19 protein-coding genes are annotated in these 22,534 nt (G+C 60.0%); 14 read left to right on the forward strand and 5 right to left on the reverse strand.

The window, feature by feature from the left end; all coding sequences use genetic code 11:
* Positions 1–25 precede the first annotated feature (25 nt).
* From bamA to rnhB, 7 genes are all read left to right on the forward strand, one after another.
* Positions 26–2,347, forward strand: coding sequence for an outer membrane protein assembly factor BamA (gene bamA / locus IE079_RS12640; RefSeq protein ID WP_189576962.1), 2,322 nt, complete (start codon positions 26–28; stop codon positions 2,345–2,347).
* A gap of 147 nt (positions 2,348–2,494) precedes the next feature.
* A complete protein-coding gene (locus IE079_RS12645) occupies positions 2,495–2,983 on the forward strand; it encodes an OmpH/Skp family outer membrane protein (protein ID WP_189577081.1) in 489 nt (162 codons plus the stop codon).
* 1 nt (position 2,984) lies between these two features.
* Positions 2,985–4,010 (forward strand): UDP-3-O-(3-hydroxymyristoyl)glucosamine N-acyltransferase, encoded by a 1,026-nt coding sequence (gene lpxD / locus IE079_RS12650; protein ID WP_189576964.1) that lies wholly within the window; start codon positions 2,985–2,987, stop codon positions 4,008–4,010.
* A gap of 12 nt (positions 4,011–4,022) precedes the next feature.
* A complete protein-coding gene (fabZ, locus tag IE079_RS12655) occupies positions 4,023–4,460 on the forward strand; it encodes a 3-hydroxyacyl-ACP dehydratase FabZ (protein WP_189576966.1) in 438 nt (145 codons plus the stop codon).
* Entirely contained in the window at positions 4,460–5,251 is a 792-nt protein-coding gene (lpxA, locus tag IE079_RS12660) for an acyl-ACP--UDP-N-acetylglucosamine O-acyltransferase (RefSeq protein WP_189576968.1), read from the forward strand. Before fabZ ends, lpxA begins: the two co-directional genes overlap by 1 nt.
* 54 nt (positions 5,252–5,305) lie before the next feature.
* Complete coding sequence (gene lpxB / locus IE079_RS12665; protein WP_265013645.1) at positions 5,306–6,466, forward strand: lipid-A-disaccharide synthase; 1,161 nt, start codon at positions 5,306–5,308, stop codon at positions 6,464–6,466.
* Positions 6,466–7,149: a ribonuclease HII gene (gene rnhB, locus IE079_RS12670; protein ID WP_189576970.1), complete on the forward strand. Its 684-nt coding sequence runs from the start codon at positions 6,466–6,468 to the stop codon at positions 7,147–7,149. Before lpxB ends, rnhB begins: the two co-directional genes overlap by 1 nt.
* On the opposite strand, the gene IE079_RS12675 is transcribed toward rnhB, so the two are convergent.
* Positions 7,121–7,990: an ROK family protein gene (locus tag IE079_RS12675; RefSeq protein WP_189576972.1), complete on the reverse strand. Its 870-nt coding sequence runs from the start codon at positions 7,988–7,990 to the stop codon at positions 7,121–7,123. The two genes, rnhB and IE079_RS12675, sit on opposite strands and share 29 nt — an antisense overlap.
* 62 nt (positions 7,991–8,052) lie before the next feature.
* Positions 8,053–9,249, reverse strand: coding sequence for a 2,3-bisphosphoglycerate-independent phosphoglycerate mutase (locus IE079_RS12680; RefSeq protein ID WP_189576974.1), 1,197 nt, complete (start codon positions 9,247–9,249; stop codon positions 8,053–8,055).
* A gap of 302 nt (positions 9,250–9,551) precedes the next feature.
* Between IE079_RS12680 and IE079_RS12685 the strand changes: the two genes are divergently transcribed.
* The 3 genes from IE079_RS12685 to IE079_RS12695 all read left to right on the forward strand — a co-directional run bounded on the left by IE079_RS12685 (position 9,552) and on the right by IE079_RS12695 (position 12,574).
* On the forward strand, positions 9,552–10,601 hold the full coding sequence (locus IE079_RS12685; protein ID WP_189576976.1) for a class I fructose-bisphosphate aldolase: 1,050 nt from the start codon (positions 9,552–9,554) through the stop codon (positions 10,599–10,601).
* Positions 10,602–10,773: 172 nt separating this feature from the next.
* The gene (locus IE079_RS12690) at positions 10,774–11,520 is read left to right on the forward strand and encodes a DUF72 domain-containing protein (protein ID WP_189576978.1); all 747 of its coding nucleotides are present in this window, start codon (positions 10,774–10,776) and stop codon (positions 11,518–11,520) included.
* A gap of 34 nt (positions 11,521–11,554) precedes the next feature.
* Positions 11,555–12,574, forward strand: a complete 1,020-nt coding sequence (locus IE079_RS12695; protein WP_189576980.1) for a phosphotransferase — start codon at positions 11,555–11,557, stop codon at positions 12,572–12,574.
* A gap of 26 nt (positions 12,575–12,600) precedes the next feature.
* Here IE079_RS12695 and IE079_RS12700 read toward each other — a convergent pair whose 3' ends face one another.
* From IE079_RS12700 to IE079_RS12710, 3 genes are read right to left on the reverse strand one after another with little or no spacing between them, the layout of a single operon-like run.
* Positions 12,601–13,584: a ribose-phosphate diphosphokinase gene (locus IE079_RS12700; protein ID WP_189576982.1), complete on the reverse strand. Its 984-nt coding sequence runs from the start codon at positions 13,582–13,584 to the stop codon at positions 12,601–12,603.
* Positions 13,581–14,243 carry a dienelactone hydrolase family protein gene (locus IE079_RS12705; RefSeq protein WP_189576984.1) on the reverse strand — a complete coding sequence of 221 codons (663 nt, stop codon included), beginning with the start codon at positions 14,241–14,243 and terminating at the stop codon, positions 13,581–13,583. The genes IE079_RS12700 and IE079_RS12705 overlap by 4 nt, the downstream gene beginning before the upstream one ends.
* 9 nt (positions 14,244–14,252) lie before the next feature.
* A complete protein-coding gene (locus IE079_RS12710) occupies positions 14,253–14,900 on the reverse strand; it encodes a phosphoribosyltransferase (RefSeq protein ID WP_189576986.1) in 648 nt (215 codons plus the stop codon).
* A 335-nt stretch (positions 14,901–15,235) separates the two neighbouring features.
* On the opposite strand from IE079_RS12710, the gene IE079_RS12715 reads away from it, so the two are divergent.
* The 4 genes from IE079_RS12715 to IE079_RS12730 all read left to right on the forward strand — a co-directional run bounded on the left by IE079_RS12715 (position 15,236) and on the right by IE079_RS12730 (position 22,499).
* Positions 15,236–18,010, forward strand: coding sequence for a cation-transporting P-type ATPase (locus IE079_RS12715; protein WP_189576987.1), 2,775 nt, complete (start codon positions 15,236–15,238; stop codon positions 18,008–18,010).
* A 102-nt stretch (positions 18,011–18,112) separates the two neighbouring features.
* A complete protein-coding gene (gap, locus tag IE079_RS12720) occupies positions 18,113–19,108 on the forward strand; it encodes a type I glyceraldehyde-3-phosphate dehydrogenase (protein WP_227712485.1) in 996 nt (331 codons plus the stop codon).
* A gap of 2 nt (positions 19,109–19,110) precedes the next feature.
* Entirely contained in the window at positions 19,111–21,492 is a 2,382-nt protein-coding gene (ppsA, locus tag IE079_RS12725; protein WP_189576988.1) for a phosphoenolpyruvate synthase, read from the forward strand.
* Positions 21,489–22,499: a hydroxyacid dehydrogenase gene (locus IE079_RS12730; RefSeq protein ID WP_189576989.1), complete on the forward strand. Its 1,011-nt coding sequence runs from the start codon at positions 21,489–21,491 to the stop codon at positions 22,497–22,499. Before ppsA ends, IE079_RS12730 begins: the two co-directional genes overlap by 4 nt.
* Positions 22,500–22,534 lie beyond the last annotated feature (35 nt).

The raw sequence follows: 22,534 nt of genomic DNA on the forward strand, positions 1-22,534 counted from the left end.
CGCATTAAACAGGCGATTTAACTCAATGAGACGTTCTTTACTGGGTGCAGCTATTGGCCTCGTGCTGGCAGGTATTGCCAGCCAACCGGCCGCGGCAGAAGAGTTTACGGTGTCGGATATCGAGGTCGAGGGCCTGCAACGGGTATCCGCCGGCAATGTGTTCTCTGCGTTTCCGGTGAGCATTGGCGAATCGCTGGACGAGCGGGAACTGGCCGAGGCCATTCGCAACCTGTTCAAGACCGGCCTGTTTACCGATATCGAAGCCTACCGGGACCAGGGCACCCTGATTCTGGCGGTTCGTGAGCGCCCGGCCATTGCGTCCATTGAGATCGAAGGCAACAAGAATATCGAAACCGACGCGCTGATGGATGCCCTGTCATCCGCCGGCATGCAGGAAGGCCAGGTATTCCGCCGGGCCACGCTGGAACGCCTGGAACTGGAAATCCTCCGTTCCTACGTGGGCCAGGGTCGCTATAACGCCCGCGTCGAGGCGACCGCCGAGGAGCTGCCCCGTAACCGGGTGGCCGTGCGCCTGGACATCAATGAAGGCGATGTGGCGGCTATCCGGCATATCAATATCGTCGGCAACGACGCCTTCTCCGACGAAGAACTGCTGGACATGTTCGAACTGCGCACCAGCAGCTGGTGGAACTCCCTGACCAGCAAGGACAAGTACGCCCGTGAGCGGCTCAGCGGTGACCTGGAAACCCTGCGCTCCCATTACCTGGACGAGGGTTACCTGGACTTCAATATCGAATCCAGCCAGGTGTCCATTTCTCCGGACAAGCGCGACGTGTTCGTGGCGGTTTCCGTCAGCGAGGGTAACAGGTACACCATCTCCGACATCAGCCTGCGGGGTGACCTGATCGTTCCGGAAGAGGAGCTGCAGGAGCTGATCGAAATCGAGGCCGGCGACACCCTGTCCCAGTCGGCCCTGACCGCCACCTCCGAGCGGCTGTCCAGCCGGCTGGGGCGCGAGGGGTATACCTTCGCCAACGTCAACGCCGTTCCCGAATCCACCTCCGAAGATACCGCTGCGGTGACTTTCTATGTGGAGCCGGGGAACCGGACCTACGTTCGCCGTATCAACTTCGAGGGCAACGTCACCACCAAGGACGAGGTGCTGCGTCAGGAAATGACCCAGATGGAAGGCGGCGTGGCTTCAACCGACCGGATCGAGTTTTCCAAGAGCCAGCTGGAGCGCCTGGGGTTCTTCCGCGGGGTGTCGGTGGACACCACCCCGGTGCCCGGGTCCGACGACCTGGTGGACGTCACCTATACGGTCGAAGAGCAGCCCACGGGCAGTCTGTCGGCATCCGTCGGGTTTTCCCAGGTCTCCGGGGTGATCCTCGGTGCCAATATTTCCGAGAACAACTTCTTTGGCACGGGTAAGCGCGTTTCCATCGGCGCCAACTTCAGTGAGTCCATCAAGAGTGCCAATTTCTCCTACGAAGATCCGTATTACACCGTCGACGGGGTCAGCCGGGGCTTCAGCCTGTTCGCCCGGGAAACCGACTTCGAAGAGCAGGATATTTCCTCCTACCTGCTGGACGAATACGGCGGTCGTGTGAGCTTCGGTTATCCCATCGACCGCTATACCCGGCTCAACTTCGGCGTCGGTTACACCCTCTCCAAGATCAAGGCGGGCTCCTACACCGCCAATGAGGTGAAGGACTTTATCGACGAAGAGGGTGACCAGTTTGGTAACTACTTCCTGACAGGCTCCTGGCGTCGCAGTACACTGAACCGGGGTGTCCTCCCCACCGATGGTTACAGCAACCGTCTGTCGGCGGATGTGGCTGTGCCGGGCAGTGATCTGACCTTCTATAAGTTGCGCTACCAGGGCGACAGCTTCTGGCCGCTGAATGACAACGAAACCTGGATACTTCGCACCAGGGGGGAGCTGGGCTATGGCGACGGCTATGGTGATCGCTCCCAGATGCCCTTCTACGAGCATTTTTACGCCGGCGGCTATGGCTCTGTCAGGGGTTACCGGGCAAACTCCCTGGGCAACCGGGAGAAGAGCAACAATCCGTACGATGGCGATGACGACGATCCGTTCGGCGGTAACGTGCTGACAGAGGGCAGTGTGGAACTGATCGTGCCCACGCCGTTCGCCGGTGATACCCGCAGCATGCGGACGTCGGTATTCCTGGACGCGGGCCAGGTCTTCGACACAACACGGGACTTTGATCCGGAGGTCGGCGAGATCCGGGCCTCTGTGGGCATCGGCTTCCAGTGGATTACGGTGGTCGGGCCGCTGGCGTTCAGCCTGGCCCAGCCGTTGACCGATCAGAGCGACGACGAGACCCAGGTCTTCCAGTTCTCCCTGGGGCAGAGCTTCTGACGTAGTCGCAAAAAAAACAGCAACCGGGTGGCAGAGGCCATCCCAGCCAGGGTAGAGGTGTCCCGGGAAAACAGGCCCTCTGCTCCGAGTCTACGAGGAGACCATACAATGGTGGGTTTGAAGGAAACCGTAAAGAGCCTGTCCGGCATGCGCGCGTTGGCCGTGTTTTCCGTGTTGCTGTTCGCGGTACCGGCAATGGCTGAAACCCGCATTGGCGTTGTCGACCTGCGCCAGGCCCTGTTTTCGTCTGACGATGCCAGGGCGTTCAGCGACCAGCTGGAGCAGGACTTTGCCGGCACCGAAGAGGAAGTCCGCAAGGCCCAGCAGGAAGCGCGCACTCTGCAGGAACGGCTGCAGCAGGACGGCGCGATGATGAACGAGAGCGAGCGCGAGCAGCTGAAGGCGGAGTTCCAGGAGAAGGCACAGGAGTTCTCCCGCAAGAAGCAGCAACTGGACCAGACCCTCAACAGCCGCAAGCAGGCCTTTCTGGAGGATGCGCGCCCGGAGGTGGATGCTGCGGTCAAAGAGCTGATGGAAGAACACGACCTGGATATTATCCTGCCCTCGGAAACCGTGGTCTACGTCAAGCCGGAGCTGAATCTGACCGACGCACTGCTTGAAAAGCTGAACCAGTAATATGGCCACGAACCGAATGACACTTGCCGAGATTGCCGCAGCGCTGGGTGCAGAGCTGAAAGGCGACCCCGACCTGGAAATCACCGGGCTGGCTACCCTGGAAGCTGCAGGCCCCGATCAGCTCAGTTTCATTGCCAATGCCGCCTATAGCCGTTTCCTGGCAACCACCCGGGCCGGTGCGGTGCTGGCATCCCCGGCCCTGGCAGACCAGGTGCAGACCAATGTCCTGTTACTGGACGACCCCTACCTCGGGTATGCTCGCATCAGCCATCGGTTCGAGACCGCCCCGGCCCCCAGGCCCGGCGTGCACGACACGGCCGTAATCGACCCTGGTGTCAGGGTGCCGGACAGCGCCAGTATCGGGCCCCATGTGGTGATTGAAGCCGGGGTCAGCCTGGGCGAACGGGTTGTTGTCGGCGCCCATGGTTTTATCGGTGCCAACTGCGTACTCGGCGACGACTGTCTGCTGCGCCCGCGAGTGACCCTTGCCCACGGTGTGTCCATGGGCAGGCGGTGTCATATCCTCAGCGGTGCGGTGATCGGTTCCGACGGTTTCGGTTTCGCGGTGCACGAGGGGGAGTGGAACCGTATTGCCCAGATCGGCAATGTGATTCTGGGTGACGATGTCGAGGTCGGCGCTAATACCGCCATTGACCGGGGAGCACTGGACGATACCCGGCTGGGCAATGGCGTCAAGATCGACAACCTGGTGCAGGTAGCGCACAACGTACAGATTGGTGACCACACCGCCATGGCCGGCAAGGTGGGCGTCGCCGGTAGTACCCGCATTGGTCGCCACTGTATGTTCGGTGGCGCTTCGGTCATCAGTGGTCATCTGACCATTACCGATGGCGTTCAGGTGACGGGGATGACCATGGTCACCGGTGATATCCGGGAGCCGGGCGTGTACTCGTCTGGCACCGGGCATATGACGAACCGCGAATGGCGCAAGAACGCCGCTCGCTTCAGACAGCTGGATGCCATGGCGCGCCGGTTGAAAGAACTGGAAAAGAAAACTGAGGGCTGAGGCCAGAACCCGATGATGGATATTGATGAAATAAAGAGCTTCCTGCCACACCAATACCCTTTCCTGCTGTTGGATCGGATTGTTGAAGTTGAAAAGGGGGTATCGATTGCCGGTTACAAGAACGTGACGATCAATGAGCCCTACTTTAACGGGCACTTTCCCGGCAAGCCGATCATGCCCGGGGTATTGATTATCGAAGCCATGGCCCAGGTGTCTGGCATTCTGGGGTACGTGACCGCGGGTCGTTCTGCTGCCGACGGTTCCATCCACCTGTTGGCCGGTTCCAACAAGGTGCGTTTCAAGCGGCCGGTTCGGCCCGGAGACCAACTTCGGCTTGAATCCCGGCTGCTTTCCAACAAACATGGTATCTGGAAGTTTGACTGCCGTGGGCTGGTGGACGGCGAGGTGGTCTGTGTGGCTGAAATCATGTCTGCCGAGAGAAAACCCTGATGACAGACAAGAACTGGACCGGTGTCCATCCCCAGGCAATCGTTGACCCATCCGCAAAACTGGCGGAAGGCGTCACCGTAGGGCCATGGAGCTACATCGGACCGGAGGTCGAGATCGGTGAGGGTACCGAGGTACTGTCCCATGTGGTGGTCAAGGGCCCCACGGTTATTGGTCGCAATAACCGGATCTTCCAGTTCGCCAGCGTCGGCGAAGACTGCCAGGACAAGAAATACGCCGGTGAACCGACCACCCTGGTTATTGGTGACAACAACGTTATCCGCGAGAACTGTACGGTCCACCGTGGCACGGTCCAGGACCGGGGTGAAACCCGCATTGGCAGTGACAATCTGCTGATGGCCTACGTGCATGTGGCCCACGACTGTGTGATCGGCGACAACACCATCCTTGCCAACTGTGCGACCCTGGCGGGGCATGTACGTATCGGTGATTTCGCCATACTCGGTGGTGGCACCATGGTGCACCAGTTCTGCAATATCGGTCCTCACAGCATGAGCGGGGGCGGCAGTATCGTGCTGAAGGATATTCCCGCCTATGTCATGGCCAGTGGCCAGTCAGCGGGGCCGCATGGCATCAATATGGAAGGCCTGCGCCGCCGTGGCTTCAGCAAGGAGGTCCTTATCGAGCTGCGCCGGGCCTACAAGCTGATCTACCGCCAGGGGCTGACCACCAGCCAGGCACTGGCAGAGCTGGAAAAAACCTGGCCCGACCTGCCGGAAATGCAGCCGCTGATTGACTCCCTCCGGATCGCCGAACGAGGCATTGTGCGGTAAGTGAGTGCTGATTCCCCTTGTACCTCTGATGGCGCACAGCCGGCGCCTGCCGCTATTGTCAGCCGCGAGCCGATAACCTTCGCCATGGTGGCCGGGGAGGTCTCCGGCGACATTCTTGGTTCCGGACTGATTCGTTCGCTCCGCAAACGCTATCCCAACGCCCGTTTTGTCGGTATCGGCGGTGAGGAAATGATGGCCGCAGGCTTTCATTCCCTGATCCCCATGGAGCGCCTGTCGATCATGGGGCTGGTGGAAGTGCTGGGCCGGCTGCGGGAACTGTTCGCCATTCGTGCCCGCCTGATGGACTATCTGCTGACCACGCCACCAGCCGTGGTGATCGGTATCGATTCCCCGGACTTTACCCTGGGTATCGAGGAGCGGTGCCGCAAGGCCGGTATCCCCACGGTTCACTATGTCAGTCCGTCGGTCTGGGCCTGGCGCCAGAAGCGTATTGTCCGGATTGCCCGTTCGGTAGACCTGATGATGACGCTGCTGCCTTTCGAGGCGCAATTCTATGAGGACCATGGCGTGCCGGTGACGTTCGTGGGGCACCCCCTGGCTGACCGGGTGCCCATGGTGACCGACACCGCCGGTGCCCGCGACAAGCTGGGGCTGGTGCAGGACCGCCCCGTACTGGCCATATTGCCGGGAAGCCGGGGAGGAGAGGTAGACCGCCTTGGCGGCCTGTTTCTGGAGACAGCCCGCCTGCTGCAGGCGGTCCATCCCGACCTTCAGCTGGTGGTGCCCTGTGTCAATCGCGAGCGGGAAGTCCAGGTCCGGGCGCTGGCCGAGGCCCTGGACGTAACGCTACCGCTGACCGTTGTGCGCGGCCGCTCGCGGGAAGTGATGGCGGCATCGGACGTGGTCCTGCTGGCCTCGGGCACCGCCACCCTGGAAGCCATGCTGCTGAAGAAACCCATGGTGGTGGGGTATCGCCTGAATAACCTGACCTACAAGCTGGTATCGCGCCTGGTGAAAGTATCCTGGGCCTCCCTGCCCAACCTGCTTGCCGGTCGGGAGCTGGTCCCGGAGCTGCTGCAGGATGATGCGACGCCACAGCGGCTGGCTGAAGCCGTGCTGAAACAGCTGGATAACCTGGCCCAGCGTGACCACCTCAACCAGGCGTTCACTGAATTGCACCAACAGTTGCGCCGCAATGCCGATGAACGTGCCGCAGAAGCAATCAGCGGGCTGATTCACGGGGGCAATGGCTGATGGCTGGCAAGGTGATGCTACCACCGTTCGAGTGCGGCTATCAGGGCTGGAAGCTGGCGGGTGTGGACGAAGTCGGCCGCGGGCCCCTGGCCGGGGCGGTGGTGACCGCCGCCGTGATTCTGGACCCGGAGCGCCCCATTGCAGGTCTGGCGGATTCCAAACGCCTGACCGAAAAAAGCCGCGAGCGGCTCCATGACGAAATCATCGACAAGGCCGTCGCCTGGAGCCTCGGCCGCTGCGAGGCGGAGGAAATCGATCGTCTCAATATCTATCAGGCCACATTGCTGGCCATGAAACGGGCCGTTGCGGGGCTGGGAATTGCGCCGGAATACGTGCTGGTGGACGGCAACCGCTGCCCGGACTGGCACTGGCCATCAGAGCCGGTCATCAAGGGAGACGGACGGGTAGCCGCCATCAGTGCCGCTTCAGTTCTGGCCAAGGTCACCCGTGACCGGGAAATGGTCGCCCTGGAGGAGACCTATCCCGGCTATGGCCTGGCCGGGCACAAAGGCTATCCGACCCCGGTCCACGTTGAGGCCCTGAACCAGCAGGGGGTCACCCCGATCCATCGCCGTTCCTTCCGCCCGGTGCAGGAAGCCCTGGCCCTTGCCGGCGAATGGCAACGCCCCGCCAGCGACCGGGGTTCTGGCCCATTCATTGTCCCTGCCGCAGACGAGCCATAGCGCCATACAGGCCGCCGAAATCTCCAAGCTGTGCCCGGCGCATGTCGGGGAGGGTGGGGAAAATCCCGAGTAATTCGTGCAGATGCCGGTTTATTTCATCAAGACTGACAACAGACCCCCTGGTACCGCATACCATTGAGCCGCCCAGCACCACGACATCAGGCGACCAATGGACAATGGTATTATTCAGTCCCAGCGCAAGCCAGCAGGCAATCCGGTGCCACTCGTCCTGGTCTGTCACTTCATAGGGTTTCCTGCCCGTCCGCCTCTCAACGGCTGTGCCTGATGCAAGGCCTTCCAGGTCAGGACAGTTGCCACTTTCGGTGTTGTGTACCGGACAGTCGGGACACACGCGGCAATGGGGATTGATGACCTGATGGCCGGGCTCAAAGCCGAACCGTGCCGCATCAATCATGCCGCCGACAATCCGCCCGCCACCAATACCGGTAGAAACCGTCACATAAACAACAATTTCATAGCCCTGGCCGGCTCCCTTGTGCGCCTCGCCCAGGCCGGCCATATCGCTATCGTTTTCCAGGAGAACGGGAACGCCCAGCCCTTTCTCGAGGTGCTCCGCCAGTGGCTTGCCAATCCATTCGGTCTTGTTGGGCGACCGCAGGAGCGTCCGGTGCTTGCTGTCGAGCACACCGGCAATGCCACCGGCAGCGGCAGTGATACTGTGGTCCCCGACAAGCGTATTGGCCGCTTCGGCAATGCGTTTGGTATCCGCTTCCATGTTACCGGTGCTATCAAACACGATGGGGTCACCCTGTATTTCATGGCAGTCGGTGCTTGCCGCGACCCGCGTTTTGCTTCCACCAATATCAAAAAGAATATACATGACGCTTTCCCGAAACCGCTCACTCAACGCTTGCTGTAATGTCCAGAGCGGGATTATTCCCCTCAGGCCCCGAATTTCCGCAGACGGCCCGCGTGGGCCAGTGCCAGGGTCATAAGATGCTTTGCCGGCAGGTGGCCGAGCCCGCCCCCGGCGCAGGCGGTTTCTCCGAAGACCTCGACCCCGTCTGCCCGGCAGGTGTTCGCGCTGATCAGAACCGGTACCGGATGCCAGCTGTGGCTGGCCATGGCGCTGGGGGTGCTGTGATCTCCCGTTACCACAATGACATCCGGTTGTAGTTCGATCATTCGGGGGATTGCATGGTCCAGTTCTTCGATGGCGGCCACCTTGCCCTCGAAGTCGCCATCCTCGCCACGGCTGTCTGTATCCTTGAAATGCAGAAACAGAAAGTCGTGGTGCGACCAGGCGGCCTGCAGCGCTTCGATTTCGCTGTCCAGATCGGGACCGCAGTCCATGACCTTCATGCCCAGCAACCGGGAGATGCCCCGGTACATGGGATACCCCGCCAGGGCGCAACCGGACAGCCCATAGCTTTCCTGCAACGAGGCTAACCGCGGCAACTGCCCGAAACCCCGTAACAGCACCATGTTGGCGGGATCTTCCCCGGCAAGAATTTCCCGGGCCTGCGCCAGGAACTCGCTTACCATCGAGGCGGTTGCCTGTGAACTTTCGTCCCTGGCATGGGGTTCTCGGGGTGGTGCACCGGTTCGCTGGGGATCTGTGTTGTCTAACTGGGCACCCAATGCCTCCTTTTTGCTTCGCAAAACCAGCAGAAAACGGTGTTCCCTGACCGGTTCCAGGTAAACCTCCACGTCGTCGAGGCGAATCTCCCTGAGCATCTCCACCAGCCGGGTACATTCCCCGGTATCAATGCGGCCGGCCCGACGGTCGACGACTTGGCCGTGGCTGTCCAGGGTGCAGAAATTACCGCGGGCTGCAACATCGCCGGGTTCCAGGTCGACGTCGATGCCCAGCGCGGTAAGCACACCCCGTCCAATGTTGTGCTCCACCGGATCGTAGCCGAAAAGGGCCAGATGCCCGGGGCCGCTGCCCGGTGTGATGCCAGGCGCCACAGGGTAGGCCAACCCTGTGACGCCCTGTCTTGCCAGCTGATCCAGATTGGGGGTCCGGGCGGCTTCCAGCTCTGTGCCCCGGCCTCCACTATCAATGCCACCGAGCCCGTCGGCAATGACAAACAGAATCTTTGCCTCACTCTCGACGAGGAGGGGGTTGAGATCCATTGGTTAATCCTCCTTCAGAACGAACAGAAACTCGGCTCTGGCATTGATTTCCCTCACAACAGAGATCCTTAAAGTTGATACGGTGTGACTTCATGGCGCTTGACCATGCTTATTTAAAACTAGTCAATCATCAGCCGGGCGCAACCGTGCTTACGGTAAGGATGAAGACCCGTGTGGGCAGGGCCTGAAAGAAAGTACTCAAAGGACCTCTGCTGGAAGGGGCCACTATCAGGGTCTATTATTGCCAGATTTACGGTGCGTTCCGAAAGCGGCGTACACGAAGCTTGATTGAGGTGACCTGAATGAATGACATTGAAAAAATTCTCGGCGACGAAGCCGAATCACTGCTCGGTTATGAGTGCCGCGGTATCAGTCGTAATCATCTGCATTTGCCGGGGGGCGATTACGTGTACCGGGTGCTGGCCGACAGTGACCGTTCCAATGCCGTGCTGCGCAATCTGCAGACGATTCTGGGTCATGGCCGGCTGGGCAATACGGGCTATGTGTCGATTCTTCCGGTCGATCAGGGCGTGGAACATTCTGCCGGCGCATCGTTTGCACCAAACCCGCTGTACTTTGATCCTGCCAATCTCGTGGAATTGGCGATTGAAGGTGGCTGTAACGCCATTGCTTCAACCTACGGTGTGCTGGCGTCGGTCAGTCGCCGCTATGCCCACAGGATTCCATTTCTGGTTAAGCTCAATCACAACGAACTCCTGAGCTATCCGAATCAACATGACCAGACGATGTTCACTGGCGTTGAGCAGGCGTTCGAGCTTGGCGCTATTGCCGTTGGCGCAACCATCTACTTCGGCTCGCCCGAGTCTCGCCGGCAGATCGAAGAGGTGTCACAGGCGTTTGAGCGTGCCCACCAGCTGGGCATGGTTACCGTGCTCTGGGCCTATCTTCGTAATCCTGAATTCAAGCAAGACGATGTGGATTACCACACGGCAGCCGATCTGACCGGACAGGCCAACCATCTGGCGGTGACCATCGGCGCCGATATCGTCAAGCAAAAGCAGGCGACGGTGAATGGAGGCTTTAAAGCGCTCGATTTTGGCAAGACCCACGATCGCGTGTACTCGGAGCTGGCCACCGATCATCCGATTGAGCTTGCCCGCTATCAGGTAGCAAACTGCTACATGGGCCGCATCGGGCTCATCAACTCTGGCGGCGCATCCGGAAGTGATGATCTACATCAGGCCGTGCGCACGGCCGTGATCAACAAGCGCGCCGGCGGCATGGGGCTGATTTCGGGACGCAAGGCCTTCCAGAAACCCATGGCCGCGGGTGTGCAGCTACTCCACGCGATTCAGGACGTCTATCTGTCCGAGAATGTGACGGTGGCCTGACCGGACTCCGTTCAGTCGTGGGAAACCTCTCTGTTCCATTGTGTTGCACTATCTGCAATAGAAGCGAAGAGGCTGCCCTGCCGATGCCGGCCGGGTTCCAGCTCAACGGGGGAATAACGGTGCCGGGCGTGGTCGAGTCCGTCGAGGCAAAAAACATCGTGCGGGAGGCGCCATGAACAAAAGTGCGAGGATTCGTATCGGAACATCGGGGTGGAATTTCGACAGTTGGCGGGGAAGCTTTTACCCTGAGGGCCTCGGCGAAGACGCATTGCTGGGCGAATATGCGCACAGCTTCGATACCGTCGAACTCAACAACAGCTTTTATCAGTTACCCGCGGAAACGTCAGTCAAAGAGTGGCTGAAGGCGTCGCCCAGGGAGTTTCTGTTCAGTGTCAAGGCTAGCCGCTACCTGACCCACATGAAGAAGCTCAAGGATGCCGGGGAAGGGCTGGACCGGTTTCTGGCGGCGGTGGAGCCTTTCGGCTCGAAACTCGGACCAGTGATTTTTCAGCTCCCACCCCGATGGCGGGTGAATGTTGGCAGACTGACGGCGTTTCTGGAGCAGTTGCCCCCTGGTTACCGGTATGCGTTCGAGTTTCGCGATACCAGTTGGTTGTGTGACGAGGTCTATGAGGTTCTAACATCCCATAATGCCGCCCTTTGCTACTACCACTACAAGGGTTATCGATCACCACCCGTGGCAACGGCCGATTTTGTCTACATCCGCCTTCACGGTCCGGGAGAGACCGCCTACACCGGTTCCTATGACGGGCGAACCCTGGCAGGGTTGGCGCGGCGCCTTGTCAACTGGGCGCAGGAGGGGCGAGACGTGTTCTGCTATTTTGACAATGACGACAAGGCGTGCGCGCCGCGGGATGCCCGTCGGCTGCTGGGCGCCATTCACCGTCAGAAACGCTGACTGCACCGGTAACGGTGCCGACCATGGAAAAATAATGAATGAGACTTCACGGTTACCCGGAATCGAGGAAAAGGTAGCCTTTCTGTCCGACGCTGCCTCCTATCCGGTCGAGGCTGACAGGGTAGAGGTACTCGAAACCCACATGTCCTGGGTCTTTCTCGTCGGCCCACGGGTTTACAAGCTCAAAAAGCCGGTGGCTCAAAAGCTGTTCGATTTCACCACCGTTGATGGGCGTTATCGAAACTGTGTCGAGGAGGTTCGTCTCAACAGCCGGTTGGGGGGCGATACTTATATCGGCGTGGGGCAGCTGAGCGTGGTGGCAGGCGGTGAGCTGGCGTTGGACAGCGAGGGGGTTCCCGTCGACTGGCTGGTGGTCATGCGTCGCCTGCCTGCAGAGGCGATGCTGGAAGCGCAGATCAAATCCGCCGCTGTGGAATACCAGCGCGTTACGGCTGCTGCCGGCTTGCTTGCCCGTTTTTATGTCGGTGCTGCAAGCATACAGCTCTCGGGGCAGCAGTACCTGGAGCGCCTGCGGTACGACATCAATGATAACTACCACCAGTTGATCGACTATTCCCTTCCCGCGGGCCGGGTCAAAGCAGTCTGTGATCAGCAAATAGCCTTGCTCGAAACAAACCCGACGCTTTTTGCTGATCGCGCGGCCGCAGGCAGACTCGTAGAGGCCCATGGTGACCTGCGGCCGGAGCATGTCTGTCTGACGGACCCGCCCGTGGTGATCGACTGTCTTGAGTTCAGCCGCGACCTGCGAATCCGGGATCCGGCGGATGAATTGTCCTTTCTGGCGATGGAGTGCGAAAGACTTGGCGAGGAAAGCGTAGGCAAGATCCTGTTCGAGGTCTATGAACGAGTCACCAGAGATGAACCGGGAGCATCACTGGTCGCGTTCTACAAGGCCTACCGAGCCCTGGAGCGGGCCAAGCTCGCCATCTGGCATCTGGACGACGACTACCAGGAAAAGCGCGGTCCGTGGCGGCAAAAAGCACTGGATTACCTGGCCATAGCCTCTGACTATGGGGAGGGTTTTGGTAGCTGAACCGTTCCCTTCGATGAAACCCGGGTTCAGGATTCCAGATCTGTCACGTCTCTTCCCTCGTGCAAAGCAGTGATTGTATCGGCGATACCAGCAGTGATGTCGACCAGATCGACTTTGGTCTCCAGTAATGTCGACGGCAGTGCCGGAACAACCGTATTGCCAAGAATCACCCGGGACAGTGCTGGCGAGGCCAGTTTGTCTCCCGTGTCGTGAGAGAAAACCCCGTGAGTGGCCATGGCAATCACTTCCTCTGCGCCTTGCTTTCTGAACGCCTCCGCCGCCCGTTGCATTGTGCCTCCCCCTGCAATCAGGTCATCCAGGATCAGCACGGTACGGTTGCGGACATTGCCAACCACAGCAGAACCGCTGACTTCGCCGCTACTGCGGTGTTTCTCCATGAACGCGCTGCCAACGGCGCGCCCAAGCTGCCCTTCCAGTGACTCGCGGAACAGTTCCGCGCGTTTGACACCACCCACATCCGGGGACGCTACCGTGATTTCCCTGGCCCGGAGCTGGGGCAGCAGGAAGTCGATGAACGCTTCCCTGGCACTCAAGTGCACTGTCGGGCAGCGAAAGGCATTCTCGAAGGCGGCGCGGTTGTGAACGTCCACGGTCACCATTGTATCGATCGCCATAGCCTCGAAGAGCTGGGCGATATAGCGGGTGGTGACAGGATCACGGGACTTGGTCCTGCGGTCCTTGCGGGAGTAACACAGGTAGGGCACCACCGCAGTGACCCGGGCTGCGCCATTGTCCCGGAGGCTGGCAAGCAAAAACAGCAGACGCGCCAGCTTGTCGTTGATGCTCAGGCCGTCGCTGCCGTAAAGCGACTGAACCACGAACACATCGCGATTACGAACCGTCTCCAACGGGCGGATCTTGTGCTCCCCGTCCTCGAAATCCCGCTCTTCATGCTCCCCCAGGGGCACCCCCAGATGGGCTGCTACTTGCGAAGCGAAATCGCTGCCGCTGTCCAGACAAAAAAGCGCTATTCCGTCGTCATGGTTCATGGATGGGCTCCAGCCAGATGATCTGTAAACCAGTCCGCGGCGGCTTGCTGGACGAGCTCGAGCTTGCCGGGCTCCTCAAACAGATGGCTTGCTCCGGGCACAATTTTTACTTCGTGAGGACAGTCCAGCTTCGCAGCCGCCTCCCGGTTGAGCTCAATGACGGTGGTGTCCAGGCCGCCGACGATCAGAAGGGTTGCTGCCTGAACCCGGGGCAGGGCGTTGCCGGCGAGGTCGGGGCGCCCGCCCCGGGACACAACCGCCCTGACATGATCCGGGTTTTCCGCGGCTGCGACCAGCGCTGCGGCCGCACCGGTGCTGGCACCGAACAGGCCCAATGGCAGAGCGGCTGTCACTGACTGCTCCGTGAGCCAGCCCACGGCTTCACTCATACGCCGGCTGATCAGTGAGATGTCAAAGCGGTACTCCCGGGTTCGCGCATCCACTTCGTCTTCATCGGCGGTGAGCAGATCGAACAGCAAAGTGCCCAGGCCGGCGCGGTTGAGGAATTCCGCCACTGCCTGGTTGCGGGGGCTGAGGCGACTGCTGCCGCTGCCATGAGCGAAGGCAACGATTCCGGAGGCGCCCTCGGGAATGTTGAGGATCCCTTTCAGGGATGCATCCGAAAGTTCCAGGACAACCGAACGGGAGTTGGAAGCCATAGTCTTGCCTCACTCTTTCCAGAAATGGCCAAGCAGCTGCCGCACCTCGTCATCCGACACCTGGTGGAAATCGCGGTACCACTGTCCGATGGAGCTGAAAGGGTCCGGGGTTTCCAGGCAAACGATGTCATCGGCGCTGCTGCGGAGGTTTCTGATGGTGTCGGCCGGAGCCACGGGAACGGCCACGACAACCTCACGGGGACGGTGGACTTTGAGTGCTTGCAGAGCTGCGCCCATGGTGGCCCCCGTGGCGAGGCCGTCGTCCACAAGAATGATGGTAGCGTCGCTCATATCCGGCCACGGGCGATCGCCCCGATAGGCCTGCTCTCGTCTCTTCAGCTCCTGGCGTTCGCGCTCGGCCACTTTCTCGATGGCCTCATCACTGACACCACCGTAGTCGAGTATCCGGCGGTTGAGAACGCGGGCGCCGCCACTGGCGATGGCGCCCATGGCGAGTTCTTCCTGGCCGGGCGTCCCCAGTTTCCTGACAATCATCAGGTCCAGCTCTGCACCCAGGTGCTGGGCGATTTCAGCAGCTACGGGAACGCCGCCCCGGGGTAGTGCCAGCACGACAAGGTGCTCACGGTTACGATAATCTTCAAGCGCAAGGGCCAGTTCGTGGCCGGCAGTTTTGCGGTCCTGTATGGGGAGTTTCATCAATGCATCTCCATTGCCGGGACTGTATTCAAAAGCGGTTTATTAAAGTCTAGTCAAGACACGGGTAAAGGGAAATCGATAACACCGGTCTGACGTCCACACGATTAAGTAGTTTCTGATCAGGATCAAGATGCAGAGCGTTTTGTGTTGCTGACGCATGTGCCCTCCATTGACAGTGCAAGAGCTTTGCCACGATTATGAAGTAACGGACTTGCTTATCATCCGTCGACCTTTGGTGCACCGCCTTCCTGGCAGAGCTTTTCACCTGAAGGGATGCAATGTCCCGGATATGCGGATGACGGAGCTTCATACTCACTGAGGAACGGGTGATCTCCATGAGTAGCGCGCCCACCAGGCAGGACGTCAACAATTACCGCTGGCACGCGGAGTCTGCCGACAAGGCGCTCGAGGTGCTTGACAGCGACAGGGACAGGGGGCTTGGCGGGGACCAGGTGGAACCCCGTCGCAGTGAATTTGGCAGCAACGAACTCAAGGTGCGCCAGCAACGCAGTGCCCTCCAGCGCCTGCTCAGTCACTTCAACAATCTTTTCATCTATCTTCTGCTGATTGCGTTTGCGGTCACCGCCCTGCTGGGGGAGTGGGTGGACAGCGCGGTAATCTTTGCCGTGGTGCTGATCAATGGCGCCATCGGTTTTATCCAGGAGGGGCGGGCAGAGCGCGCCCTTGAGAGCGTGCAGGGGATGCTTTCCCGGGAAGCCACGGTATGGCGGGATGGGCGCCGCCAGCAAGTGTCGGCGCAGGAGCTCGTGCCCGGTGACATAGTCCAGATCAACGCCGGCGAGCGCATTCCCGCCGACCTGCGCCTGCTGCGGGTGAAAAATCTTGAAGTCCAGGAGGCGGCCCTCACGGGGGAATCCAATGCGGTGGCCAAACAGCTGGATGCCGTGGAGGAGGATGCGGAACTTGGTGACCGCACCAGCATGGCCTTTTCCGGTACCCTTGCTACCGCCGGACAGGGAGCCGGCGTGGTAGTGGCCATCGGCGAAGATAGCGAGATCGGCCGGATCAGCGGCATGCTGGCAGAGGTGGAAACCATAAAGACCCCGCTGATGCAGCGCTTTGACGCCTTTACCCGGGTTCTGAGCGTGGTGATCCTGGGGCTGGCGTTGCTCACTTTCGCGGTGGGTATCCTGGTGTGGAGCCAGGACTGGCACAGCATGTTCCTGGTGGCGGTCTCGCTGGCCGTTGCCGCCATTCCCCAGGGGCTGCCGGCGGTGATGACGGTGATCCTCGCCATCGGCGTGGAGCGAATGGCCAGTCGCAATGCCATCATCCGGCGCCTGCCTGCGGTGGAGACCCTCGGTTCGGTGACCACCATCTGCGCTGACAAGACCGGCACACTGACCCGCAATGAAATGACCGTCAAGACCTTGCGTACCGCCGACGAGGATATCGGTGTGGAAGGTGTGGGCTATGAGCCCAAAGGCGGGTTTCTGCGTGATGAAGAGCCCATTGATATCGAGGCCAACGAAACAGTGCGGGAAATGCTGCGCGCCGGCCTGTTGTGCAACGATTCCGAGCTCGAACACAAAGGGGAAGAGTGGCAGGGAGCAGGTGATCCCACCGAAGTGGCGCTGATCGTCGCCGCCTGCAAGGCCGGCCTTGAGCCCGAACAGGAAAATCGCGACTGGCGACGGGTGGATGCCATTCCCTTTGCGTCCGAAAATCGTTACATGGCGACCCTGAATCATGATCACCAGGGCAACCATGTCATTTACGTCAAGGGCGCCCCGGAAAAGCTGCTGGAAATCTGCGGCAGCGAACTGCGCGACGGCAAGGAACAGCCCCTGGACAGCGGATTCTGGGAGCAGTGGATCGAGGAAATAGCCGGCCGCGGCCAGCGCCTGCTGGCCATTGCCCGTAAAGAAGTATCGGAACAGACGGAACTCAATGAAGAGGATGTTGAAGGGGATCTGGTGCTGCTGGGCCTGTTCGGCATGATCGATCCTCCGCGGGAGGAGGCCATCGACTCCGTGGCCATCTGCCGCGACGCCGGCATCGGGGTAAAGATGATCACCGGGGATCACGCCGCCACCGCTATGGCAGTCGCCGCCAAGCTGGGGCTCAACAATGCCGGCCAGGCGTTGCGCGGGCGGGACATCGAGAAACTCGATGAAAATGAACTCGGCACCAGGGTCATGGAAACCAGCGTGTTTGCGCGTACCAGCCCCGAGCACAAGCTGCGTCTGGTCAAGGCCTTGCAGGCGCAATCGGAGATCATCGCCATGACTGGCGATGGCGTCAATGACGCCCCCGCCCTCAAGCGTGCCAATCTGGGTATCGCCATGGGTCAGAAGGGCACGGAAGCGGCCCGAGAGGCCTCCGAGATGGTGCTGGCAGACGACAACTTCGCTTCCATCGAGCGCGCCGTGGAGGAGGGAAGGAAGGTCTACGACAACCTGCGCAAGACTATTCTGTTCGTACTTCCCACCAACGCGGCGGAGTCACTGGTACTGCTGGCGGCCGTTATGTCCGGCATGATGCTGCCGGTGACACCGGTGCAGATCCTCTGGGTCAACATGATCACCGCCGTCACCCTGGGGGTCTCCCTGGCCTGGGAAAAAGCCGAGGTCGGTCTGATGCAGCGGGGGCCCCATTCCACCGAGGAAGGGCTGCTCGGTCGCTTTGATCTTTGGCGCATTGCCTATGTGGGTATCGCCCTGCTGCTGGGCGTGGGCTTTCTGTTCGCTCAGGAGCAGGGCCGTGGCGAGACCTCTGTGGAATATGCCCGCACCATGGCTGTCAACGCGCTGGTACTGGGCCAGATTTTCTACCTTCTGAACAGCCGCTTCTTCCGCCGCTCCGCTATTTCCTGGGAGGGCCTCACCGGCAACAAAATGGTGCTGTTTGCCATTGCTGGTTGCGTCGGCCTGCAACTGATCTTCACCTATGCACCCTTCATGAACCAGCTGCTGGAAAGCCGGCCCCTGACGCCGGAGGCATGGTTGCGCTGCGTGGCGGTTGGCCTGGGTATCTTCATACTGGTGGAAATTGAAAAGTTCGTCCGCCGCAAAAGGTGGGAGCACGGCGAAGCATCGGCGGGGAGGCAGGAGCAACAGAATCACCCGTCAACCGGCTCTGGCAAGTGACGCGTGGAAAATGACGCGTGGACAGTAAACCGGTCATTCTTGAACTAGGCTTTCAGGAAAGCCAGAAAATGTTACCTCGACAGCAACGGAGGCTCTATTCCCATGAAAATTGGCATCAACGGATTTGGCCGTATAGGCCGGCAAGTATTTCGCATCGCTTATGAGCAAGACGGCCTGGAAGTGGTCCATATCAATGATGTTTCGGACCCCGAAACCCTGGCCTACCTCCTGCAGTCCGACACCACCTATGGCCGCTGGCCTCACAAGGTAAGGGTCGAGGGGGGTGCGCTGGTTATTGATGATGATACCACCGTTACGGTAAGCGCGCAGAAGGACCCGGCTCAACTGCCCTGGGGCGAGCGGGGCGCGGAGGTGGTTCTCGAGGCCACCGGCGTTTTCCGCAAAAAGGAAGAGGCCCGGAAACACGTCGAAGCGGGCGCCCGCAAGGTACTCATTTCGGCGCCTGGCAAAAGCGAGCTCGATGGTGACTTCATCCTTGGGGTCAATGGAGACCAGTTCGATCGCGACCGGCACCATATTATCTCCATCGGAAGCTGCACCACCAATTGTCTTGCGCCGGTGGTAAAGGTGCTGCATGACGAGTTCGGAATCGAGAAAGGATTCATCAATACGGTGCATGCCTATACCGCGGACCAGAACCTGTTGGACGGGCCGCACAAGAAGCCCCGGCGGGGTCGGGCTGCGGCGGAAAATCTGGTACCGACTTCCACTGGCGCGGCGGCGATGATCGGTCAGATCATTCCGGATCTGGACGGAAGGCTCGATGGCATCGCGGTACGGGCACCCGTCAAAACCGGCTCGCTACTGGATCTGACCTGTATATTGACAGCGGATGCCAGTGACGAGCGGATTAACGAGGCATTTCGCGAACGGGCGAATGGTTCCATGAAGGGGATTCTCGCCGTTGATGATTCCCCCCTTGTATCCAGCGACATCATCGGCAGGGAAGAGAGCGCCATTGTAACCAGCCAGGATACCCACTTGATCGGCGACCGCTTTGTCAAGCTGCTGGCGTGGTATGACAACGAATGGGCGTTTTCCCGGCGCTGCGTGGACATGATTCAAAGGATGGCCTGACCATGACGGAACCCGTATACGTTCGCTGGCTGGAAGACCTGGACAACGACGATGTGTCCAGCGTGGGAGGAAAAAACGCCTCCCTCGGTGAGATGATCGGCAATCTTCGGGAGCAGGGTGTGCGGGTGCCGGGAGGGTTCGCCACCACGGCGGATGCCTACCGCGCCTTTGTTGCCCACAATGAGCTGGAAGACACCATCCGGGAGCTGACCGAAGCGCTGGCCCGCGAGGAAAAATCCCTCAAACAGGTGGGCAAGGCTATCCGCGAGGCATTCCTGCAAGGCGAGTTTCCGGATGACATTGAAGAGGCCATCCGGGATGCCTATGAGGAGCTGGCCACCCGCAATGAGAAGAAAAACCTGCCCGTGGCCGTGCGCAGCAGCGCCACGGCGGAGGATCTGCCCGAGGCCAGCTTCGCCGGGCAGCAGGAAACCTTTCTGAATATCCGCGGTGGTGACGACCTTATCGATGCCTGCCGCAAGTGCTATGCCTCATTATTCACCGACCGCGCCCTCAACTATCGGGAGCATCGCGGTTTCGATCACCTCAAGCTCGCACTTTCCGTGGGCGTACAGAAAATGGTGGGGTCGGACAAGGCCTGCGCCGGCGTGATGTTCTCCCTCGACACCGACACCGGCTTCCCCGATGTGGTGGTCATTAACGCCACCTGGGGGCTCGGCGAAACTGTGGTGCAGGGTACGGTAGATCCGGATGAGTACCGGGTCTTCAAACCGGGACTCGAGAACAAGGAGCGGGTGCCGATCCTGTCGAAAAAATGCGGCAGCAAGAAGGAAAAAATGATCTACGCGTCCCGGGGATCAGCCCCCACCAGAACGGTGAACACCAAAAAGGCTGAGAGGGAAACCCTGGTGCTCGGCGACGATGACATTCTCACCCTTGCCCGCTGGGCTGTGTCCATCGAAAAGCATTACCACACACCCATGGATATGGAGTGGGCGAAGGACAGTGAATCCGGCAAGCTCTATTGTGTCCAGGCCCGTCCTGAAACCGTACACTCCCAGAAACAGTCCGGTGCGTTCAAAAGCTATCGGCTGGAGGGAACGGGCGAGGTGCTGAGCCGGGGCGTGGCCATTGGTGAATCTATAGCGGCCGGCCGGGTGAGGGTTCTCGACAGCCCCAAAGAGATCGACCGCTTCGAGGATGGTGACGTGCTGGTCACTGAACGCACGGATCCGGACTGGGGGCCTGTCATGAAGCGGGCGACAGCGATCATCACCGATCATGGAGGCCGCACCAGTCACGCAGCCATCGTCAGTCGTGAGCTGGGCGTTCCTGCCATCGTGGGTACAGGCTCCGGGACCAAAGACCTGAAAGACGGCCAGGAAGTCACGGTATCGTGCGCGGAAGGAAGCGAAGGCCGGATTTACGAGGGCATTCTCGAGTACGAGGAAAAGGATATCGAGACCGGGGATCTGCCCGAGGCGCCCGTAGAGCTGATGATCAACCTGGCGGCGCCGGATGCCGCTTTCCGCTGGTGGCGATTGCCGGTTCACGGAGTCGGTCTGGCCCGCATGGAGTTCATCATCAATAACGTGATCAAGATTCACCCCCTGGCCCTGGCCCGGTTCGATGGGGTGAAAGACAGGAAGGTGCGAAAGCGTATTGAGGAGCTGACCGCCGGTTACGAGGATAAAACCGGGTATTTTGTCGAGCACCTCAGCCGGGGTATCGCCATGATTGCCGCGTCCCAGTATCCGGATCCGGTGATTGTTCGCATGAGCGACTTCAAGACCAACGAGTATGCCAGTCTTATCGGCGGCGATCAGTTCGAGCCCCGGGAGGAGAACCCGATGCTGGGATTCCGGGGAGCCTCCAGGTATTACAGCGATCGTTACAGGGACGGCTTTGCTCTGGAATGTCAGGCGGTAAAGAAGGCCCGGGAGGAAATCGGCCTGGACAATATCGTGGTGATGATTCCCTTCGTTCGCAGCCTCCGGGAGGCGGACCGTGTCATTGAAGTGATGGCCGAACACGGGCTCCGGCGCGGCGAAAACGGCCTGCAGCTGTATATGATGTGTGAGATCCCCTCCAATGTGTTTCTTGCAGAGCAGTTTGCCGAACGATTTGATGGTTTCTCCATCGGCAGCAATGACCTGACCCAGCTGGTGCTGGGCGTCGACCGGGATTCCGAAGAGCTCAGCGAACTGTTCGATGAACGGGATGAGGCGGTGAAGACGGCAATCGTGCAAGTGATCGAAAAGGCTCACCGGAGCGGGTGCAAAGTGGGCATCTGCGGCCAGGCGCCCAGCGACTACCCGGATTTCGCCCAGTTCCTGGTGGATAGCGGTATCGATTCCATTTCGCTCAACCCCGACAGTGTGCTGGACATCCTGGAAATCTGGCGAGAGGACAAGACCCGGTGAACATTGTGTTTTTTGACGTGGAAAAGTGGGAACGGGATTCCTTCGAAGCCTTGCGGGAAAAGCACACCGTGAGCTGCGCTGAAGAGCCCCTCAAAGCGGGCAACGCCGGGGAGTATGCCGCAGCGGAAGCCATTTCCGTCTTCATTTATTCGAAAGTCGACCGGCAGGCGCTGGATGCCATGCCAGACCTCAAACTGATCACCTCAAGGTCCACCGGCTTCGACCACATTGATATCGGGGAATGCGAACGGCGGGGGATCACCGTGTGTAACTGCCCCGACTACGGCGAGCATACGGTAGCCGAGCATGTGTTTGGTCTTCTGCTGATGATCAGCCACCGGCTGGAGGAAGCGGTGGAGCGAACCCGCAAGGGCGGCTTCTCACCGCGGGGCCTGCAGGGTTTCGATCTGCGTGGAAAAACCCTTGGTGTTGTGGGTACCGGCGACATTGGTCTGGCAACCATCCGTATTGCCCGGGGGTTTGGCATGGACGTGCTGGCGTTTGATATCAAACCGGACGAGACAGCGGCCCAGGACCTGGAATTTGAATACGTGGATATGGACCAGCTGCTACAGGATGCTGATGTCATAACCCTGCACGTGCCCGCCAACCCCCAGACCCACCATCTTATTGACGCGGATGCATTTGCAAAGATGAAGGACGGGGTGGTTCTCATCAATACGGCACGGGGCGACGTGGTGGACATACGGGCCCTGGCCAGGGCTCTGGCGGAGCAGAAAGTCGCGGCCGCCGGTCTGGATGTCCTGCCTTATGAACCGGTGGTGCGGGAAGAGGCGGAGCTGCTCCGCTCCGTCTACGAAGAGACCGAGGATCTTTCCTCATTACTTGCGAACGAAGTGCTGGTGCGGATGAAAAACGTCGTGGTCACACCCCACAGTGCGTTCAACACAAGGGAAGCCGTACAGCGTATTCTCGATGGCACGGTGGAGAACATTCGCCGGTTCGTGGAGGGCAATCCGGTCAATGTAGTCACGGATACACAGTAGAAGCGTTGTAAAGCCGCTTCGGGATTTTGCGGACC

Source organism: Marinobacter zhanjiangensis, from assembly GCF_014651935.1.
GTDB lineage: Bacteria > Pseudomonadota > Gammaproteobacteria > Pseudomonadales > Oleiphilaceae > Marinobacter > Marinobacter zhanjiangensis.

Bases quoted from the DNA above. Each gene is read 5' to 3' on its own strand.
- IE079_RS12645 (WP_189577081.1), top strand. From the start codon at position 2,495: ATGCGCGCGTTGGCCGTGTTTTCCGTGTTGCTGTTCGCGGTACCGGCA.
- IE079_RS12695 (WP_189576980.1), top strand. From the start codon at position 11,555: ATGAATGAGACTTCACGGTTACCCGGAATCGAGGAAAAGGTAGCCTTT.
- lpxA (WP_189576968.1), top strand. From the start codon at position 4,460: ATGACAGACAAGAACTGGACCGGTGTCCATCCCCAGGCAATCGTTGAC.
- IE079_RS12700 (WP_189576982.1), bottom strand. From the start codon at position 13,584: ATGAACCATGACGACGGAATAGCGCTTTTTTGTCTGGACAGCGGCAGC.
- ppsA (WP_189576988.1), top strand. From the start codon at position 19,111: ATGACGGAACCCGTATACGTTCGCTGGCTGGAAGACCTGGACAACGAC.
- IE079_RS12705 (WP_189576984.1), bottom strand. From the start codon at position 14,243: ATGGCTTCCAACTCCCGTTCGGTTGTCCTGGAACTTTCGGATGCATCC.
- IE079_RS12685 (WP_189576976.1), top strand. From the start codon at position 9,552: ATGAATGACATTGAAAAAATTCTCGGCGACGAAGCCGAATCACTGCTC.
- IE079_RS12690 (WP_189576978.1), top strand. From the start codon at position 10,774: ATGAACAAAAGTGCGAGGATTCGTATCGGAACATCGGGGTGGAATTTC.
- fabZ (WP_189576966.1), top strand. From the start codon at position 4,023: ATGATGGATATTGATGAAATAAAGAGCTTCCTGCCACACCAATACCCT.
- IE079_RS12675 (WP_189576972.1), bottom strand. From the start codon at position 7,990: ATGTATATTCTTTTTGATATTGGTGGAAGCAAAACGCGGGTCGCGGCA.
- IE079_RS12710 (WP_189576986.1), bottom strand. From the start codon at position 14,900: ATGAAACTCCCCATACAGGACCGCAAAACTGCCGGCCACGAACTGGCC.
- gap (WP_227712485.1), top strand. From the start codon at position 18,113: ATGAAAATTGGCATCAACGGATTTGGCCGTATAGGCCGGCAAGTATTT.
- IE079_RS12715 (WP_189576987.1), top strand. From the start codon at position 15,236: ATGAGTAGCGCGCCCACCAGGCAGGACGTCAACAATTACCGCTGGCAC.
- lpxD (WP_189576964.1), top strand. From the start codon at position 2,985: ATGGCCACGAACCGAATGACACTTGCCGAGATTGCCGCAGCGCTGGGT.
- rnhB (WP_189576970.1), top strand. From the start codon at position 6,466: ATGGCTGGCAAGGTGATGCTACCACCGTTCGAGTGCGGCTATCAGGGC.
- bamA (WP_189576962.1), top strand. From the start codon at position 26: ATGAGACGTTCTTTACTGGGTGCAGCTATTGGCCTCGTGCTGGCAGGT.
- IE079_RS12680 (WP_189576974.1), bottom strand. From the start codon at position 9,249: ATGGATCTCAACCCCCTCCTCGTCGAGAGTGAGGCAAAGATTCTGTTT.